This is a genomic window from Herbiconiux sp. (assembly GCF_023264855.1).
GTDB lineage: Bacteria > Actinomycetota > Actinomycetes > Actinomycetales > Microbacteriaceae > Herbiconiux.
The window spans coordinates 23,571-41,489 of sequence record NZ_JAHFUW010000005.1; the positions used below are offsets into that span (position 1 = coordinate 23,571).

A 17,919-nucleotide genomic window follows, 5' to 3' on the forward strand; every position below is an offset into this window, starting at 1 on the left:
ATCGGGGGCGGCAGCCATGCGCTGCCGCCCCCGATTCATGTTCTCGACCCGCACCGGCGCTTCCCGCCCCCTAGTTCGATTGGTACGGTCTGATTCGTGGCCGGATACATCCTCAGGCGTCTTCTCCAAGCGATCCCCGTATTGCTCGGAACGACGTTCCTCATCTACTTCATGGTCTTCGCGATGCCCGGAGACCCTCTTCTCGCCCTCTTCGGTGACAAGACCCCCAACCCGGCGCTGCTCGAACAGCTGCGCCAGCAGTATCACCTCGACCAGCCGTTCATCGTGCAGTACTTCCTGTACCTCGGTGGGATCTTCCGCGGCGACTTCGGCACCTCCTTCTCGGGAGAGCCCGTCGCCGACATCCTCGCCCGCACCTTCCCGGTCACCATCCGGCTGGCCATCATGGCGCTCATCATCGAGTTCGTCGGCGGCGTGCTGATCGGCCTCGTCTCGGGTCTGCGCAAGGGCAAGCTGTTCGACGCCTCGGCGCTCGTGGTCAGCCTGATCTTCATCTCGCTGCCGATCTTCGTGATCGCCTTCGTGGCGCAGTTCATCTTCGGGATCCAACTCGGCTGGGCCAGGACGACGGTGTCCACCGGTGCTCCGATCCAAGACCTGATCCTGCCCGCGTTCGTCTTGGCGTCGATCACGTTCGCGCAACTCATCCGGCTCACCCGAGCCTCCGTGATCGAGACCCAGAGCCTCGATTTCGTGCGCACCGCCTACAGCAAGGGCCTCAGCCGGCGCCGGATCATCCCGGTGCACATCCTGCGCAACTCGCTGATTCCGGTGGTCACCTACGCGGCGACCGACTTCGGCGTGCTGCTGGTCGGCGCGACCGTCACAGAGGGCATCTTCAACGTGCCCGGTGTCGGCCGCACGCTCTATCAGGCCATCATCCGTGGCGAAGGACCCACAGTTGTCTCCTTCGTGACCGTGATGGTGCTCATCTACCTGGTGGTCAACCTCGTCGTCGACCTCCTGTACGGCCTTCTCGACCCGAGGATCCGCTATGTCAAGTAATCAGCCCGCCCCGACGCACTACGTCGCGCCGCTGGAGGAGACCCCTCTCGTCGCCGTCGACGCCGTGAACGTCGGCGAACGCAAGAGCAACCTCTGGATCGACGCCTGGCGCGACATGCGCCGCCGGCCGATGTTCTGGATCTCGGCCGTCATCATCATCCTGGTGATCATCGTGGCCCTGTTCCCGACCCTGTTCACCTCGGTTCCGCCGAACGACGACTGCCAGCTCTCCAACAGCAACGGCGGTCCGAGTGGCGAGCACCTGCTCGGCTTCACCAAGCAGGGCTGCGACGTGTTCTCGCGTCTCATCCACGGCACGTCGACCTCGCTGACGGTGGGCATCATCGTCACGATCCTCACCACGGTGCTCGGCATCCTGTTCGGTGCCTTCGCCGGGTTCTACGGCGGCTGGCTCGACGCGATCCTCTCCCGCGCGGGCGACATCTTCTTCTCGATCCCCTACATCCTGGCCGCCGTGGTCATCATGTCAGTGTTCTCGGCCTACCGGAACGTGTTCGTGATCTCGCTGGCGATCGGCATCTTCGCCTGGCCGGCGACGGCGCGCGTGCTGAGAGCCGAGATCCTCCGGGTGAAGAACGCCGACTACGTGATGGCGGCGCGGGCGACGGGAGTGTCGAACTTCCGCATCCTGCTGCGTCACGTGCTGCCGAACGCCATCGCCCCGGTGATCGTCGTGACCACCATCTCGCTCGGTGCGGCGATCGTCGCCGAGGCCACGCTGTCCTTCCTCGGCGTCGGGCTGCCCAACTCCACCATGTCGTGGGGTAACGACATCTCGGCGGCGCAGGTCGACCTGCGCACCGCGCCGCAGACGCTCATCTACCCCTCACTCGCGCTCTCGATCACCGTCCTCGCCTTCATCATGATGGGCGAAGTCATCCGAGACGCACTCGACCCGAAGGCGAGGGCCCAGCGATGAGCGACCCCACCACCACCGCAGGGGCGGTCCGCCCGCTGCTGGAGATCAAGAACCTCGAGGTCGGCTTCCAGACCACCGACGGCATCGTGCCGGCCGTTCGGGGCGTCGACCTCACCCTGATGCCCGGCCAGACCCTCGCCATCGTGGGGGAGTCGGGCTCCGGCAAGTCGACCACGGCGCACGCCATCATCAATCTGCTCCCCGGCCCCGGCCGGATCACGGGCGGATCGATCCTCTTCGACGGCGAGGACCTCACCAAGTACTCCCCGAAGAAGATGGAGGAGGTGCGCGGCCGCCAGATCGGCTTCGTGCCCCAGGACCCGATGTCCAACCTCAACCCGGTGTGGTCGGTCGGCTTCCAGGTCGAGGAGACGATCCGTGCGAACGGCATCGCCTCCGGCCGCAAGGAGGTTCGCGCCCACGCCATCCAGGTGCTGAAGGAGGCGGGCCTCGCGGATGCCGACAAGCGGCTGAAGCAGTTCCCGCACCAGTTCTCCGGCGGCATGCGCCAGCGGGTGCTGATCGGCATCGGCCTGTCCAGCCGACCGAAGCTGCTCATCGCCGACGAGCCCACCTCGGCGCTGGACGTGACCGTGCAGCGCCGCATCCTGGACCACCTGGAGACGCTCACCCGCGACATCGGCACCGCGGTGCTGTTCATCACGCACGACCTCGGCCTCGCCGCCGAGCGCGCCGAGCAGCTCGTGGTGATGTACAAGGGCAAGATCGTGGAGGCCGGTCCGTCGAAGGACATCCTGCAGAACCCGGTGCACCCGTACACCCAGCGGCTGGTGGCCGCGGCCCCGAGCCTCGCCTCACGCCGCATCATCAGTGCCACGCAGCAGTCGGCGACGCACTCGCTGGGCGACCTCGCCTACGCGCCCACGACCGTGACCGATGGGCTCGACCTCATCGCCGCCGCCGAGGAACGGATCGAGCACCAGCCGGCCGTCAAGCGCCCCGACGCGATCGTGGTGAAGGATCTGACCAAGGTCTACAAGATCCGTGGCCAGGGCAAGGGATCCTCGGGCGAGCTGATCGCCTCCGACAAGGTGTCGTTCGCCGTGGAGAAGGGCACCACCACGGCGCTCGTGGGGGAGTCCGGATCCGGCAAGTCGACCGTGGCGAAGATGATCCTGCGCCTGGAAGACCCGACCAGCGGCTCCATCCTGATCGACGGCGAGGATGTCGCTCCCCTCAAGGGTCGCGCCCTGCTGAGCCTGCGCCGGCGCATGCAGCCGGTGTTCCAAGACCCGTACGGTTCGCTGGATCCGCTGCGCAACATCGGCAACACGATCGCCGAGCCGCTGCAGGTGCACAAGGTCGGTGACCGCACCGAGCGGCGCGACCGCGTGCTCGAGCTGCTCGACCAGGTGGCGCTGCCGCAGTCGCTGATCACGCGCTACCCGAACGAGCTCTCCGGCGGCCAGCGCCAGCGCGTCGCCATCGCGCGAGCCCTGGCGTTGAAGCCCGACATCGTGGTTCTGGACGAGGCCGTGTCGGCTCTGGACGTGCTCGTGCAGGCCCAGATCCTGAAGCTGCTGGCCGATCTGCAGAGCGAATTGGAGCTCACGTATCTCTTCATCACGCACGACCTGGCGGTGGTTCGGGTCATCGCCGACAACGTCTGTGTGATGCAGAAGGGACGCATCGTGGAGGCCGCTACGACCGATCAGGTCTTCGACAGCCCGCAGGAGCAATATACTAAGGAGTTGCTGAACGCCATTCCGGGCGCTGGAATCACCCTGGGCGTTTAGCAGTTCCGGGCCTCGTCGCCCATCAATTCGCTATTCAGAGCCCGCGTGGGTGGCTGCGCCACCAGTTCCGGGTTCACGAACCTGAGGACTTTCCCCATGGCACAAGCCACCCGCGATGACCTGCGCAACGTCGCAATCGTCGCCCACGTCGACCACGGCAAGACCACCCTGGTCGACGCCATGCTCACGCAGACCAACTCCTTCGACGCGCACTTCGACGCCGACGACCGGATGATGGACTCGAACGACCTCGAGCGTGAGAAGGGCATCACGATCCTCGCCAAGAACACGGCGATCTCGTACACCGGCAAGCACGCCGGCGACAAGCCGATCACGATCAACGTGATCGACACGCCCGGTCACGCCGACTTCGGCGGCGAGGTCGAGCGCGGCCTGTCGATGGTCGACGGCGTGGTGCTGCTGGTCGACGCCTCCGAGGGCCCGCTGCCGCAGACCCGCTTCGTACTGCGCAAGGCCCTCGAGGCCAAGCTGCCGGTCATCCTGCTGGTCAACAAGACCGACCGTCCGGATGCGCGCATCGACGAGGTCGTGGGCGAGTCGCAGGACCTGCTGCTCGGTCTCGCCTCGGACATGGCCGACGACGTTCCGGATCTCGACCTCGACGCCATCCTCGACGTGCCGGTCGTGTACGCCTCCGGCCGCAACGGCGCCGCGAGCCTGAACAAGCCCGAGAACGGCACGCTGCCCGACAACGACGACCTCGAGCCGCTGTTCGGCGCCATCCTCGAGCACGTCCCCGCTCCGACCTACGACGACGAGGCGCCCCTCCAGGCCCACGTCACCAACCTCGACTCCTCGCCGTTCCTGGGCCGTCTCGCCCTGCTGCGTGTCTTCAACGGCACCATCAAGAAGGGCCAGCAGGTCGCCTGGGTCAAGCACGACGGCACCGTCACCACGCAGCGCATCAGCGAGCTGCTGAAGACCGTGGCGCTCACCCGCTTCCCGACCGAGTCGGCCGGCCCCGGCGACATCGTCGCCATCGCCGGTATCGAGGACATCACCATCGGCGAGACCATCGCCGACCCGAACGACGTGCGGCCGCTGCCCGCGATCACCGTCGACGAGCCCGCCATCTCGATGACCATCGGCACCAACACCTCGCCGCTGGTCGGCAAGGTCAAGGGCCACAAGCTCACCGCCCGCATGGTGAAGGACCGCCTCGACCGCGAGCTGATCGGTAACGTCTCGCTGCGCGTCGTCGACATCGGAAACCCCGCCGCCTGGGAGGTTCAGGGCCGTGGAGAGCTCGCGCTCGCCATCCTGGTCGAGAACATGCGCCGCGAGGGCTTCGAGCTCACCGTCGGCAAGCCGCAGGTGGTCACCAAGCAGGTCGACGGCAAGACCTACGAGCCCTTCGAGCACCTCACGATCGATGCCCCCGAAGAGCACCTCGGCGCCATCACGCAGCTGCTCGCCGCACGCAAGGGCCGGATGGACGGCATGTCCAACCACGGCACCGGCTGGGTTCGCATGGAGTTCATCGTCCCCTCGCGCGGTCTGATCGGCTTCCGCACCGAGTTCCTCACCATCACGCGCGGTACCGGTATCGCGAACGCGATCTCGCACGGCTACGAGCCGTGGGCCGGCTCCATCGTCACGCGGAACAACGGCTCGATCGTGGCCGACCGCTCCGGCGTGGTCACCCCGTTCGCCATCATCGCCCTGCAGGAGCGGATGACCTTCTTCGTGAACCCCACCGAAGAGGTCTACGAGGGCATGGTGATCGGCGAGAACTCGCGCGCCGACGACATGGACGTGAACATCACCAAGGAGAAGAAGCTGACCAACATGCGTCAGTCCACCTCCGACACCTTCGAGTCGATGACGCCGTCGCGTCAGCTCTCGCTCGAGGAGTGCCTCGAGTTCGCCCGCGAGGACGAGTGCGTGGAGGTCACCCCCGAGATCGCCCGCATCCGCAAGGTGGAGCTCGACGCCAACGCGCGTGCCCGCCGCACCGCGAACCTCAAGCGCGCCAACCAGTAGCATCGCGCCGCTGTCGACTCGGTAACGAGTCGATGACGCACAGGCCCCGCATCTGTCACCGGATGCGGGGCCTTTGCCATACTCGACGTATGACGACGAAGAAGCTGTCCCTCGTTCTCGCAGTCTCCCTGGCGGCCCTGCTCGGCCCGGCGCTCACCGGCTGCATCGGGAACCCGGTCGAATCGGTCGTCGAAGGCGCCGTCGAGCAGGCGGGAGGCGGCGAGGTCGACCTCAACTCCGACGGCGGTCTGCCTGACGGCTTCCCCAGCGAAGTGCCGCTCTACGACGGCGAGGTGGTCAGCGGTCTCAGTGCCGGAAACGTGGCCGACGGCGGAGGCTGGACCGTGAGCATCAAGGTGAACGATGTCGAGGCCGACTTCAAGGCCATCAACGACCAGCTCATCGCGGCCGGCTTCGAGTCGAGCTTCTCGGGCTTCGCCGACGGGGCCGGTTCGGGCGCCTACAGCAACGCGAACTTCTCGGTTCTCGTGGCCGTGACCGACGACGGATCGGGCCAGAAGACGGCCACCTACATCGTGGGCGGCACCACCGCCACCGAGTAGGCCGGGCGTTCAGCCCTTCGGCAGTCGCCCGCCGATCAGCCCCGAGGCCACGGCGAGCACAGCACTCAGCACGAACACCGCCGTGAAGGCGCCGGCGGTCGCCGCGCCGTGGCCGATGCCCTGGAACAGGATGCCGGCGATCGCCAGCGACACCGCCGGGCCTCCGGCATCCGCGATGTTGAGAGCGGCGCTGTTGAAGCCCTGCTGCTCGGGGCGCGACTGCCCGAGCACGAGTACGGAGAGTCGCGGATAGGCGAAGCCCATGCCGGTGCCCGAGATCGCCCAGCCGGCGATCGACACCCAGGCGGGCAGGTCGAGGGCGGTGGCCAGCAGCACGATCGCGATGGCCAGCACCACGCCTGCGATGCCGATCCGCACGCTCGTGCGACTGGTCAGCCGCTCGCCGAGCCGGCCCTGCACGAGCGAGGCGGCACCCCAGAACACCCCGCTGGCCGTGAGCGCGAGGCCCGCGGCGGCCGGACTCAGCCCGTGCTCGCTGGTGAGCAGGTACGGCAGGTACACCTCGGCCGAGAAGTAGCCGCCGGCCAGGGCGATCTTCGTGAGCAGGGTGCTCGGCAGGCCGCGCACCGCCCGCAGGGTGCCGGCGGGCATCAGCGGGCGCAGCGCCACGATCGCCACGACGAACGCGACGGCCGCGACCACGAGCGCGAGCGCTCCCGGGAACTCGGCCGAGACGCTGAGCGTGAGGATGGCCAGCGCCAGCAGCAGGGCCCAGAGGATGCGGCGCACGCTCCACGGCACGCGCGAGGCGGCATCCGTTCCCGTGCTCGCCAGGTGCCGCATGGCGGGCGCCACCATCACGGTGGCCGGCACGATCAGCGCGGCGACGCCGAGGAACACCCAGCGCCAGCCGACGGTCTGCCCGAGCACTCCGGCGATCAGCGGGCCGACCAGGGCGGGAACGACCCAGGCGGCGGAGAACAGGCCGAACACCTTCGGACGAAGCGACGGCGGGTACACCCGGGCGACGATCACGTAGAGGGCCACCGTGGTGCCACCCGATCCGAGACCCTGCACCAGTCGCCCGATCACGATCTGCTCCATCGAGAACGAGCTGCCGGCCACGATCAGTCCCGCCAGGAAGAACGCGACCGAGACCGCGAGCGGCGTGCGCGGCCCGCGGCTGTCGCACCAGTTGCCCGCGATCACCATGCCCAGCACGGATGCCGCCAGCGGAGCCGCGAAGGCGACCGCGTACAGCGCCTCGCCGCCGAGCTCGGCGCTGATCACGGGCATCACCGTGGTGACCGCGAGGTTCTCGAACGCGGCCACGAACACCAGCACGATCGAGCCGATCGTGATCAGCCGGAAGCGCGGGCTGAGGGGCGTCTCGGCGGCGGCCGTGGGGAGGGTGGGGGAGGTGCTCACACCTTCGACCGTAGAACCTCGACCCCGGTTCAGGTCAATTCGGGCGCCATCGACGTCAGGCGAAGAGGGTCTCGCCGACGAAGCCGCCCTTGGCGGCGGGGGCGGGCGGCACCGCGAAGATGCCGGAGCCGACGTGGCGGAGGTATTCGTTCATGGCGTCGTTCTTGGCCAGGTTCATCTGGATAGGGATGAACTGGGTGCGCGGGTCGCGCTGGTAGGCGATGAAGAACAGGCCCGCGTTCAGCCGCCCGAGGTCGTCGTTGCCGTCGACGAAGTTGTAGCCGCGGCGCAGCAGCTGGGCGCCCGCGTTCTGGTCGGGGTGCGCGAGCCGCACGTGCGAGTCCGCGGCGATCAGGGGAGCCCCGCCCTGTCCGGTAGCGGCGAAGTCGGGCTCGCTGAACTCGGTGCCGCCCGAGAAGGGAGCCCCCTCGCCTTTGGTGCGGCCGACGATCTTCTCCTGCTCGCGGAGCGAGGTGCGATCCCAGGTCTCGATCGTCATCCGGATCTTGCGCGCCACCAGGTACGAGCCGCCGGCCATCCAGGCGGCTCCGTCGGCGGCGGAGGCCCAGACCTGCTCGTCGACGACATCCGTCTGCTCGGATTTGATGTTGGCGGTACCGTCCTTGAAGCCGAACAGGTTGCGGGGTGTGGCCTGCGCCGTGGTGGTGGAGCTGGTGCGGCCGAAACCGAGCTGCGACCAGCGGATGCTCGCGCGGCCGAAGGCGATCCGGGACAGATTGCGGATGGCGTGCACCGCCACCTGCGGGTCGTCGCTGCAGGCCTGGATGCAGAGGTCGCCGCCGGTGAGGGCCTCGGAGAGCGCGTCGGCGGGAAAGTGCGGCAGGTCGACGAGCGCCTCGGGGCGCTGGGCGGCGATGCCGAAACGGTCGGCACCGGAGCTGTCGGTGAACAGAGTCGGGCCGAACCCGATGGTGATGGTGAGTCCGGATGCCGGGAGGCCGAGCGCCTCGCCGGTGTCGTCCGGGGGAGCGTCGTAGGGGCCGTTGACCGCGCCGTAGACGCCCACCGGATCACCGGCGGTCATCAGGGCGGAGGCGTCGCTCCAGTCCTGCAGCAGCCCGATCAGCTCGTCACGGGTGAGACCGGCGGCGACGTCGTAGCTGGCGAAGTGCAGGCGATCCTGAGCCGGCGAGGTGATGCCCGACTGGTGCGCGCCGTAGAACGGGTAGACCGCCGCGTTCTCCTGGGCCGACGCCGAGGCGGGCAGCACGAACCTGTCCAGCGCCGCGCCGAGTCCTGCTCCCACGACGCCCGCCCCGGCGAGCCCGAACAACCCCCTGCGGGAGATGCCGGACCGCGCCGGGGCGGGGTCGGTCGAGCGGGCGTCCGCCGAGTCGGCGGCTGGGTCGGTGGAGGCGTCGCCGGCCTGCGAGGCCGGGGCCTCGGAGGGATCGGATTCGGTCATGACTCAACCCTAGGACGCACCGGCTGGGCGTCAGCCGACGAGCGTGGCGGTGAGCTGGCTGAGCGGTTCGCCGAGCGCGCTGACGCCGTCGGCGAGCTCCTTGACCTGCTCGGGGGTCAGCTCGTTGTAGTAGGTGAAGCCGCTGTCGAGCGTGCCGTAGGCGCTGAGGGTGTCCTGCAGGGTCGCGAAGCGCTCGTCCAGCGTGGTCACCAGCTCGGGGTCCTTGGCCTCGACGATGTCGCGAACGCCCTCGTAGGCCACCTTGGCGCCCTCGAGGTTGGCCTGGAAGTCCCAGAGGTCGGTGTGCGACCAGATCTCCTCTTCGCCGGTGATCTTGCCGGAGGCGACCTCCTCCATCAGGCCGATGGCGCCGTTGGAGATGGCGTCGATGGTGACGGTGTAGTCGGGGTCGTTCACGGCGTCGTAGAGCAGCTGGGTGTCGGCGACGAGCTTGTCGGCGTAGTAGCTGCGCTCCTCGGCGGTCAGCGGCACGTACTCGGTGCCGCCGTTGTCGGCCGCGGTCGGCGGGAAGAGGTCTTTCTCGATGCGGTGCCAGCCGGTCCACTCGTCTTCGGGGGCGACATCCGCCTCCCGGAAGTCGATGGCGGGGTCGAGGTCGCCGAACGACTCGGCCACGGGCTCGATCCGCTCGTAGTTGGCGCGGGTGGTGGCGTAGAGATCGCGTGCCGTCGCGTCGTCGCCGGCCTCGTAGGCGTCGACGAACGTCTGGGTGCCGGTGACCAGCTGGGCGACCTGGTCTTTGATGTACGCCACGTAGTTGAGCGCGGCGGAGTCGACCTGCTCCTGCAGGTCGCCGGCCAGTTCCACCTTGTCGCCGGAGACGGTGAAGGCCGACTTGCCGATGCCGTCGCCCACCATGCCGGGCTTGCACACGGTGAAGTAGTCGCCCGGCTGGGCCTGCACCACGAGGTCGCGGGAGATGCCGGGGCCGACGTTCTCGACCTCGCCGACGATCCGCAGGCCGTCGTCGGCCAGCAGGTAGAACTCGGTCACCTGGTCGCCGGAGTTGGTGACCGAGAAGGTGAGCGTGCCGCTGGTGGCGGTGCTGGCGCTCACCGAGCAGTCGTCGGCCGAGCTGTCGACGGTGATCGCGCCGGCGCTGTCGGCGCTGCTGTTCGCGACGCAGCCAGTGAGGGCGAGCAGGGAGATCGCCGCGGAGGCGGTGATCAGGAGGGGCTTGGTCTTCACGAGTGCTCCTAGCTGTGGGCAGGGGTGGTGACGGCGGCGGGTGCAGGGGTGCGCGCCGGCTTCGAGGGACCTCGCCGGACGGCGAGGATGAAGAGGGTCATGGTGGGGATGAAGTAGGCCAGCCACACCGTCATCTCCAGCCACGTGGTGGCGGGGGAGAAGTTGACGGTGCCCTTCAGCAGGGTGCCGTACCAGCTGTCGGGCGGCACGATCGCGCTCACGTCGAACGCGAGGCTGTTGAGGCCGGGCAGGATGCCGGCCTCCTGCAGGTCGTGCACGCCGTAGGACAGCACGCCGGCCGCGACCAGGATGAGGAAGCCGCCCGACCAGGCGAAGAACTTCGACAGGTTGATGCGCAGCATCCCGCGGTAGATCAGCCAGCCGAGCACGACCGCGGTCACGATGCCGAGGGCCGCTCCGATGAGGGGGAGCGTCGTCTCGCCGGTGGCCTGCACGGCGGCCCAGATGAACAGCGCGGTCTCGATGCCCTCGCGGCCCACCGAGAGGAAGGCGACGAGCACGAGACCCCAGCCGGCGCCCACCAGCGCCTTGTCGATGTCGCTCTGCAACGTGCCTTTCAGGTCTCGGGAGGTCTTCAGCATCCAGAACACCATCCAGGTGACGAAGCCGGTGGCGATGATCGAGAGCGAGCCGCCGATGGCCTCCTGGGCCTCGAAGGTGAGCCCGTAGGTGCCGAAGGTGAGCACGGCGCCGAGGGTGAGAGCCACCAGCACGGCGAGGCCGACGCCGATCCAGAGCCGGGCCAGCACGTCTTTGCGGCCGATGCGGCGCACGTAGGCGATGAGGATGCCGACCACGAGCGCGGCTTCGAGGCCTTCGCGCAGGCCGATCAGGTAGTTCGCGAGCACGGGAACCTCTTCACGGGGAAGAAAGAAGGATGCAGTGCGCCCGGAGGTGTGGACTGCCTTACTTGGGTAAGCCTAGCCTTACCAGTCTCGTAGCGTAATCGCTGGCGGGCCGATTTGTCCATCTCTGTCCTGCCGGGCCGCAGAGCGCCCGTCCTAAGCTGTGGCCATGAGCGATGACGCGGTTGTGAAGGCCCAGGCGGAGGCGGCCGCAGCCGTCGAGGCGGCACGGCAGGCGCAGGCAGCGGCGGAGGCCGCCGTGCTGCGGGCGCAGGAGGCGGCGGCAGCGGCGGTGGCTCATGCGGAGGCTGCGCCTATCGTCGACGCCCCCGCCGCGGCATCCGGCCCCCTCACCGACGAGCAGGTCGACGTCATCCGCGCCGGCTACGCCTTCGAGGAGGCCGCGCTCGAGATCGGCGCCCTCGTGAACGGCGAGGCGCTCGCCGGCGTGCCGGTGCGCATCCCGCTGGCCATGACCAACCGGCACGGCCTGGTCGCCGGCGCGACCGGCACCGGCAAGACCCGCACCCTGCAGACCCTCGCCGAGCAGCTCGCGGCCGCCGGCGTTCCCGTGTTCGCCGCCGACATGAAGGGCGACCTCTCGGGCGTCGCCACCCCCGGCGAGTCGAGCCCGAAGCTGTTGGCGCGCACCGAGGGCATCGGGCAGTCGTGGGAGCCGCGGGCTTCGACGGTCGAGTACTTCAGCCTCGGCGGCATCGGCAAGGGAGTGCCGATCCGGGCCACCCTCTCGGGCTTCGGGCCGCTGCTGCTGAGCAAGGTGCTGGGCCTCAACGACACCCAGGAGTCGAGCCTCGGCCTCGTCTTCCACTACGCCGAGCAGGCCGGCCTGCCGCTGCTGGACCTCAGCGACCTGCGCGCCGTGCTCACCTACCTCACGAGCGACGAAGGCAAGGGCGAGCTGAAGAACATGGGCGGGCTGTCGAGTCAGACGGTCGGCGTCATCCTGCGCGAGCTGATCACCTTCGCGGCCGAGGGCGCCGACGCGTTCTTCGGGGAGCCCGAGATCGACACCTCGCTGTTCCTGCGCCAGGCCGCCGACGGCACCGGCGTGATCAGCCTGCTCGAGCTGCCCCGGGTGGCCGACAAGCCGGCGCTGTTCTCCACCTTCCTGATGTGGCTGCTGGCGGATCTCTACAACGACCTGCCCGAGGTCGGCGACCTCGACAAGCCCAAGCTGGTGTTCTTCTTCGACGAGGCGCACCTGCTGTTCAACGGTGCCTCGAAGGACTTCCTGCAGTCGATCACGCAGACCGTGCGGCTGATCCGCTCGAAGGGTGTGGGCATCTTCTTCGTGACGCAGACACCGAAGGATGTTCCGGGCGATGTGCTCGCCCAGCTGGGCTCGCGGGTGCAGCACGCGCTGCGCGCCTTCACTCCGGATGACGCCAAGGCGCTGCGGGCGACCGTCTCGACCTACCCTCGGTCGGCCTACGACCTCGAGCAGGTGCTGCAGGGGCTCGGGACGGGTGAGGCCGTGGTGACGGTGATGAACGAGAAGGGCGCGCCGTCGCCCGTGGCCTGGACGCGGGTTCGCGCGCCGCAGGGATCCATGTCGCCGACTCCGGATGCCGCCATCGACGCCGCGGTCGCCGCCTCGCCGCTCACTCCGCAGTACGGCACGCCGATCGACCGGGAATCGGCGCGGGAGATGCTGACGGTGAAGATGAACGCGGCAGCGGCGGCGGCCGCCGCCGTGGAGGCGCAGGAGGAGTACACGCGCCAGGCGGAGGAGTTCCGCAAGCAGGCCGAGAAGGAGGCCAAGGCACAGGCACAGCGCGAGGCGCGCGAGTCGCGCAGCACCACGACTTCGTCGTCCCGGCCCCGTAGCCGCACCACGAAGCCCGACCCGAACATCCTGAACGACGTGCTGGGCTCGAAGACCACGCAGACCATCCTCAAGGGCGTGCTCGACGGCATCTTCGGCACGCGCCGCCGCCGCTGACACGGGCGCACCCGTCCTGCGGGTCGCGGACTCCCAGGCTGCACGCCGTAGGGTGGGAGCGTGACTGACGAACCGCGGTACGGGGAGCGCACGCCCGATGGGCGCAGTGCCCTTCCCGCGCAGCAACCGGGCTTCCTGCCGGCCGGCTTCGACGAGCCCGGGCGTGCGGGCGTCGCCGCATCCGCCCCCGTCGGCACCTCGCTCACCACGCGGATCATCGCCTACGTGCTGGCCTTCGCCCTCGGTGGCCTGTTCGGCATCCTGGGCACGATCGTGCACCAGATCAGCGTGAGCGTGTTCGGGCTGTTCGACCTGCCGGTCGGGCTGATCGTGGCCCTTCCCGCCACGGCGCTGCTGCTGGTGGGGCTGCGGCTGATCGCCCCCAACCGGCTCGCCGCGCTGCTGGCCGCCATCGCGCTCGTGGGCGTGGTCGCGCTGCTCGCCCTGCCGAGCCCGGGTGGGTCGGTGCTGATTCCCGACAGCACGGCCGGGATGGTGTGGCTGGTCGGTTCGACGCTGGTCGCGGTCGTGGTGCTGTGCTGGCCGAGGCTCGGCAGCCAGGCTGATGCTCGCCGATCCGCTCGACGCCCCACCGAACCGCAAGCACCCTCGGCGACGAAGTAGACTTGACCCTCTGGGTTATCGAAGGGACCTGAACCACTGTGACCTATGTCATCGCTCTCCCCTGCGTGGACGTCAAAGACCGCGCATGCATCGACGAGTGCCCTGTCGACTGCATCTACGAAGGCGAGCGCTCGCTCTACATCCACCCCGACGAGTGCGTCGACTGCGGCGCCTGCGAGCCCGTGTGCCCCGTCGAGGCCATCTACTACGAAGACGACCTGCCCGAAGAGTGGGCCGACTACTACAAGGCGAACGTCGAGTTCTTCGACGAGATCGGGTCGCCCGGCGGAGCCGCGAAGGTGGGCGTGATCAAGCACGACCACGCCGTCATCGCCGCGCTGCCTCCGCAGGGCGAGCACTGATCGGGCGCCCCGGTGGCACTCGGCGCGCTCCCTGACTACCCCTGGGACCAGATGGTCCCGTACGCCTCCCGGGCCAGGGAGCACGCGGACGGCATCGTCGACCTGTCGATCGGATCGCCGGTCGATCCGACGCCGCCGCTGATCCGCGAGGCGCTCGCCGCGGCGACGGATGCGCACTCCTACCCGACGGCGGCCGGCACACCGGCTCTGCGCGAGGCGATCGCCGAGTGGTTCTCGCGTCGGCGCGGCGTGCCCGGGCTCACCCCGGAGAATGTGCTGCCCACCATCGGCTCCAAAGAGTTCGTGGCCTGGCTGCCGTTCATGCTCGGGCTCGGCGAGGGCGACGTGGTCGTGCATCCGCGGGCCGCGTACCCCACCTACGCGATGGGGGCGCAGATCGCGGGCGCCGCCTCCTTCGCTTCCGACGACCCCGCCGAGTGGCCTGCGAACACGCGGCTGGTGTGGCTGAACAGCCCGGGGAATCCGGATGGCCGGGTGCTCGACGTGCCCGCCCTGGCGGCGGCCGTCGCGCGGGCGCGTTCACTCGGCGCGGTCATCGCCGGCGACGAGTGCTACGCCGAACTCGGCTGGGACGGGCGCTGGGTTACCGAACCGGTGCCGAGCATCCTCGACCCTCGGGTCACCGGGGGAGACGTCACCGGTGTGCTGGCCGCCTATTCGCTGAGCAAGCAGTCCAACCTGGCCGGGTACCGCGCGGCGTTCGCGGCCGGTGATGCGGCTCTGATCGCGCGATTGCTGACGGTGCGCAAGCACGCCGGCATGATGCCGCCCGCACCCGTGCAGGCCGCCATGGTCGTCGCGCTCGGCGACGACGCGCACGTCGAGGCGCAGAAGACGCTGTACCGCGCTCGGCGCGCCATCCTGAAGCCGGCGCTCGAAGCGGCCGGGCTGCGGATCGACGCGAGCGAGGCCGGGCTGTATCTCTGGGCGACCGAGGGGCGCGATGCCTGGGCGTCGATCTCGGCGCTCGCGGAGCTGGGGATCCTGGCGGGGCCGGGTCCGTTCTACGGCGATCACTTCCCTGATCACGTGCGGTTCTCGCTCACCGCGAGCGACGAGCGGATCGGCGCAGCCGCCGCCCGGCTGCGCGAGCACGGGCCGCTCACCCCGGCCTGAGAGCGGCTTAGGAGCATTCCTCCAAGCCCGATCGGCAACTGTAGGTGAATGCAACAGTGGGGTCGCGGGGACATTAGAGTGTATGAGGGTCAACGCGGTCACCGCCTCAACCGGCACCGGTCGCGTCCCGCTGACCACACTGCCGGCAGGATTTCCAAGGAGGCGCCGTGACGGACGTCGATCACATCGCTCGGTCCCGTGACATCGATGGCCAGAAGGCCACCCTGACCTACCCGGGAGGAACGGCGGAGTTCCCGCTGCTGCCGAGCGTCGACGGAGCGTCGTCGATCGACCTGGCCACCCTCACCAAGCAGACCGGCTTCACCACGCTGGACTACGGCTTCGTGAACACGGCCGCCACCAAGTCGGCGATCACCTACATCGACGGCGACCAGGGCATCCTGCGCTATCGCGGGTATCCGATCGAGCAGGTCGCGACGTCGCTGACCTACCTCGAGACCGCCTGGCTGCTGATCTACGGCGAGCTGCCCTCGGCCTCCGAGCTGTCGGAGTTCGACGACAAGATCCGCCACCACACGCTGCTGCACGAAGACCTCAAGCGCTTCTTCGACGCGCTGCCGCACAACGCGCACCCGATGTCGGTGCTGTCGTCGGGCGTCTCGGCGCTGTCGACGTACTACCAAGACTCGATGAACCCGCACAACCCCGAAGACGTCGAGATCTCGACCATCCGTCTGCTGGCGAAGCTGCCGGTGATGGCGGCCTACGCGCACAAGAAGAGCCTCGGGCAGGCGTTCCTGTACCCCGACAACTCGCTGTCGTTCGTCGACAACTTCCTGCGCCTGAATTTCGGCAACCTGGCCGAGCCGTACGAGATCAACCCGGTGCTCTCGAAGGCGCTCGAGCGCCTGCTCATCCTGCACGAAGACCACGAGCAGAACGCGTCGACGTCGACCGTGCGGCTGGTGGGCTCCACCGAGGCGAACATGTTCGCGTCGATCTCGGCCGGCATCAACGCGCTGTTCGGGCCGTTGCACGGCGGCGCGAACGAGGCCGTGCTCACCATGCTCGCGCAGATCCGCGACTCGGGTGAGGGCGTGGCGAAGTTCGTCGAGCGGGTGAAGAACAAGGAGGCGGGCATCCGTCTCATGGGCTTCGGCCACCGCGTCTACAAGAACTACGACCCGCGCGCGAAGCTCGTGAAGGAGAGCGCCGACGAGGTGCTGGCCGCGCTGGGTGTTCAGGATCCGCTGCTCGACATTGCCAAAGAGCTCGAGCAGGTCGCCCTCTCGGACGACTACTTCATCTCGCGCCGCCTGTACCCGAACGTCGACTTCTACACCGGCGTCATCTACAAGGCGATGGGCTTCCCCACGCGCATGTTCACGGTGCTCTTCGCCATCGGCCGCCTCCCCGGCTGGATCGCGCACTGGCGCGAGATGGCCACCGACCCCCAGACCAAGATCGGCCGCCCCCAGCAGCTCTACATCGGAGCCCCCGCCCGCGACCTCCCCCCGCGCTAGCGCTCGTCCCTCGAGAAGTCGCAAATGGCCCCTATCCCACGTGGATAGGGGCCATTTGCGACTTCTCGATCGGGCTGTGGAAGGGGGAGTTATGCACAAAGTGCGGGGTGGGGGGACTTGGGCGGGGGTGTGGTGGGCATGGTGGGGGGATGCATCGTCCTGAGGAACTGCCTGTCGCGCTTCAGAGTGCCGCGTTCTCGGTGCGGGAGGGGGAGGCCGGCGGGCTGACCAGGAAGCGGATGCGCGCCGCCGACCTCCAGAGACCGTACTTCGGCGTGCGTCGGTGGGGGTGCGACGACGGTGATGTCCTCGAGCGCTGCCGGGCGTATGCGCCGCTCCTACGCGCCGGCGACGTGTTCAGCCATGCGACGGCGGCGCTGCTCTGGGGCGCTCCGCTGCCCATGCGGCTCGAGGCGGATGCGACGCTGCATGTCATGGCGATTGACGGCGCCACCCGCCCGCGCTCGGCCGGAGTGTCCGGTCACACCGCGGGCGACCGGGCCATCCGGGTCCGGTCGCGCCACTCCCTCCCCGTCGTGGACCCGGTCAGCGCGTGGCTGCAGCTCGCGCCGCTGATCGGGCTCGACGATCTCGTGGCCATGGGGGACTACCTCGTTCTGACACCGCGCCGCCAGAAGCGGCAGGATCCGCGGCCGTACACCTCCCGGGCGGAGCTCGAGTCACGGCTGCGGGCTTTCCGGGGGCGCGGCAAGCGTAACGCCGTCGAGGCGCTCCAGTTGATTCGTGACGGTGCCGAATCCCCGCGCGAGACCCGGCTGCGCCTTCGACTCGTGCGGAACGGGCTGCCCGAGCCCGAGCTCAACGTCGAGATCAAGGATGAACGGGGACTGCGGATCGGCTTCGGCGATCTGGTGTACTCCTCGCACAAGGTGCTGGTGGAGTACGAGGGCGAGCAGCATCGTACGGACTCGACCCAGTTCTACCGCGACATCGAGCGCCACGAACGGCTCGCCCGCGCCCAGTGGATCCTCATCCGCGAGTCCAAGGAGACCCCGCTCACGGGCCCCCGCTCCACGTGCGCGCGCACGCGCCACGCCCTCCTCTCCCGAGGCGCCCGCCTCTGAGTCGAGAAGTCGCAAATGGCCCTTAAACACGCCTCAGAGGGGCCATTTGCGACTTCTCGAGTGGGTGGGAGATGGGAACGGGGA

Annotated in this window: 15 protein-coding genes; 11 read left to right on the forward strand and 4 right to left on the reverse strand. The window is 68.8% G+C overall.

Going from position 1 to position 17,919, the window contains the following annotated elements:
- Nucleotides 1–96: 96 nt before the first annotated feature.
- From Q0D75_RS03265 to Q0D75_RS03285, 5 genes are all read left to right on the forward strand, one after another.
- The gene (locus tag Q0D75_RS03265) at nucleotides 97–1,026 is read left to right on the forward strand and encodes an ABC transporter permease (protein WP_291049327.1); all 930 of its coding nucleotides are present in this window, start codon (nucleotides 97–99) and stop codon (nucleotides 1,024–1,026) included.
- Nucleotides 1,016–1,966: an ABC transporter permease gene (locus Q0D75_RS03270; RefSeq protein ID WP_291049328.1), complete on the forward strand. Its 951-nt coding sequence runs from the start codon at nucleotides 1,016–1,018 to the stop codon at nucleotides 1,964–1,966. Before Q0D75_RS03265 ends, Q0D75_RS03270 begins: the two co-directional genes overlap by 11 nt.
- Nucleotides 1,963–3,723 (forward strand): ABC transporter ATP-binding protein, encoded by a 1,761-nt coding sequence (locus Q0D75_RS03275; protein WP_291049329.1) that lies wholly within the window; start codon nucleotides 1,963–1,965, stop codon nucleotides 3,721–3,723. The genes Q0D75_RS03270 and Q0D75_RS03275 overlap by 4 nt, the downstream gene beginning before the upstream one ends.
- Nucleotides 3,724–3,819: 96 nt before the next feature.
- Nucleotides 3,820–5,727, forward strand: coding sequence for a translational GTPase TypA (gene typA, locus Q0D75_RS03280; RefSeq protein WP_291049330.1), 1,908 nt, complete (start codon nucleotides 3,820–3,822; stop codon nucleotides 5,725–5,727).
- Between the two features lie 89 nt (nucleotides 5,728–5,816).
- Nucleotides 5,817–6,290, forward strand: a complete 474-nt coding sequence (locus tag Q0D75_RS03285; protein WP_291049331.1) for a hypothetical protein — start codon at nucleotides 5,817–5,819, stop codon at nucleotides 6,288–6,290.
- A gap of 9 nt (nucleotides 6,291–6,299) precedes the next feature.
- On the opposite strand, the gene Q0D75_RS03290 is transcribed toward Q0D75_RS03285, so the two are convergent.
- Genes Q0D75_RS03290 through efeU form a run of 4 tightly spaced genes read right to left on the reverse strand, consistent with a single transcriptional unit; the run spans nucleotide 6,300 to nucleotide 11,183 of the window.
- Nucleotides 6,300–7,679, reverse strand: coding sequence for an MFS transporter (locus Q0D75_RS03290; RefSeq protein WP_291049332.1), 1,380 nt, complete (start codon nucleotides 7,677–7,679; stop codon nucleotides 6,300–6,302).
- A 55-nt stretch (nucleotides 7,680–7,734) separates the two neighbouring features.
- Entirely contained in the window at nucleotides 7,735–9,105 is a 1,371-nt protein-coding gene (gene efeB / locus Q0D75_RS03295) for an iron uptake transporter deferrochelatase/peroxidase subunit (RefSeq protein ID WP_291049333.1), read from the reverse strand.
- Nucleotides 9,106–9,135: 30 nt separating this feature from the next.
- Entirely contained in the window at nucleotides 9,136–10,314 is a 1,179-nt protein-coding gene (efeO, locus tag Q0D75_RS03300; protein ID WP_291049334.1) for an iron uptake system protein EfeO, read from the reverse strand.
- 8 nt (nucleotides 10,315–10,322) lie between these two features.
- Nucleotides 10,323–11,183 carry an iron uptake transporter permease EfeU gene (efeU, locus tag Q0D75_RS03305; RefSeq protein WP_291049335.1) on the reverse strand — a complete coding sequence of 287 codons (861 nt, stop codon included), beginning with the start codon at nucleotides 11,181–11,183 and terminating at the stop codon, nucleotides 10,323–10,325.
- A gap of 166 nt (nucleotides 11,184–11,349) precedes the next feature.
- Here efeU and Q0D75_RS03310 point away from each other — a divergent pair, with 166 nt between their 5' ends.
- The 6 genes from Q0D75_RS03310 (at nucleotide 11,350) to Q0D75_RS03335 (ending at nucleotide 17,835) form a co-directional block, all read left to right on the forward strand.
- On the forward strand, nucleotides 11,350–13,143 hold the full coding sequence (locus tag Q0D75_RS03310; protein ID WP_291049336.1) for a helicase HerA-like domain-containing protein: 1,794 nt from the start codon (nucleotides 11,350–11,352) through the stop codon (nucleotides 13,141–13,143).
- Between the two features lie 60 nt (nucleotides 13,144–13,203).
- The gene (locus Q0D75_RS03315) at nucleotides 13,204–13,767 is read left to right on the forward strand and encodes a hypothetical protein (RefSeq protein ID WP_291049337.1); all 564 of its coding nucleotides are present in this window, start codon (nucleotides 13,204–13,206) and stop codon (nucleotides 13,765–13,767) included.
- A gap of 38 nt (nucleotides 13,768–13,805) precedes the next feature.
- The gene (gene fdxA / locus Q0D75_RS03320; protein ID WP_291049339.1) at nucleotides 13,806–14,129 is read left to right on the forward strand and encodes a ferredoxin; all 324 of its coding nucleotides are present in this window, start codon (nucleotides 13,806–13,808) and stop codon (nucleotides 14,127–14,129) included.
- Between the two features lie 12 nt (nucleotides 14,130–14,141).
- Nucleotides 14,142–15,266, forward strand: a complete 1,125-nt coding sequence (gene dapC / locus Q0D75_RS03325) for a succinyldiaminopimelate transaminase (RefSeq protein ID WP_291049341.1) — start codon at nucleotides 14,142–14,144, stop codon at nucleotides 15,264–15,266.
- Nucleotides 15,267–15,433: 167 nt separating this feature from the next.
- Nucleotides 15,434–16,750, forward strand: coding sequence for a citrate synthase (locus Q0D75_RS03330; RefSeq protein WP_291049343.1), 1,317 nt, complete (start codon nucleotides 15,434–15,436; stop codon nucleotides 16,748–16,750).
- Nucleotides 16,751–16,899: 149 nt separating this feature from the next.
- Nucleotides 16,900–17,835 (forward strand): hypothetical protein, encoded by a 936-nt coding sequence (locus tag Q0D75_RS03335; RefSeq protein WP_291049345.1) that lies wholly within the window; start codon nucleotides 16,900–16,902, stop codon nucleotides 17,833–17,835.
- Nucleotides 17,836–17,919 lie beyond the last annotated feature (84 nt).

Bases quoted from the DNA above. Each gene is read 5' to 3' on its own strand.
- Q0D75_RS03270 (WP_291049328.1), top strand. From the start codon at position 1,016: ATGTCAAGTAATCAGCCCGCCCCGACGCACTACGTCGCGCCGCTGGAG.
- Q0D75_RS03275 (WP_291049329.1), top strand. From the start codon at position 1,963: ATGAGCGACCCCACCACCACCGCAGGGGCGGTCCGCCCGCTGCTGGAG.
- typA (WP_291049330.1), top strand. From the start codon at position 3,820: ATGGCACAAGCCACCCGCGATGACCTGCGCAACGTCGCAATCGTCGCC.
- Q0D75_RS03285 (WP_291049331.1), top strand. From the start codon at position 5,817: ATGACGACGAAGAAGCTGTCCCTCGTTCTCGCAGTCTCCCTGGCGGCC.
- efeB (WP_291049333.1), bottom strand. From the start codon at position 9,105: ATGACCGAATCCGATCCCTCCGAGGCCCCGGCCTCGCAGGCCGGCGAC.
- Q0D75_RS03310 (WP_291049336.1), top strand. From the start codon at position 11,350: ATGAGCGATGACGCGGTTGTGAAGGCCCAGGCGGAGGCGGCCGCAGCC.
- Q0D75_RS03335 (WP_291049345.1), top strand. From the start codon at position 16,900: ATGCATCGTCCTGAGGAACTGCCTGTCGCGCTTCAGAGTGCCGCGTTC.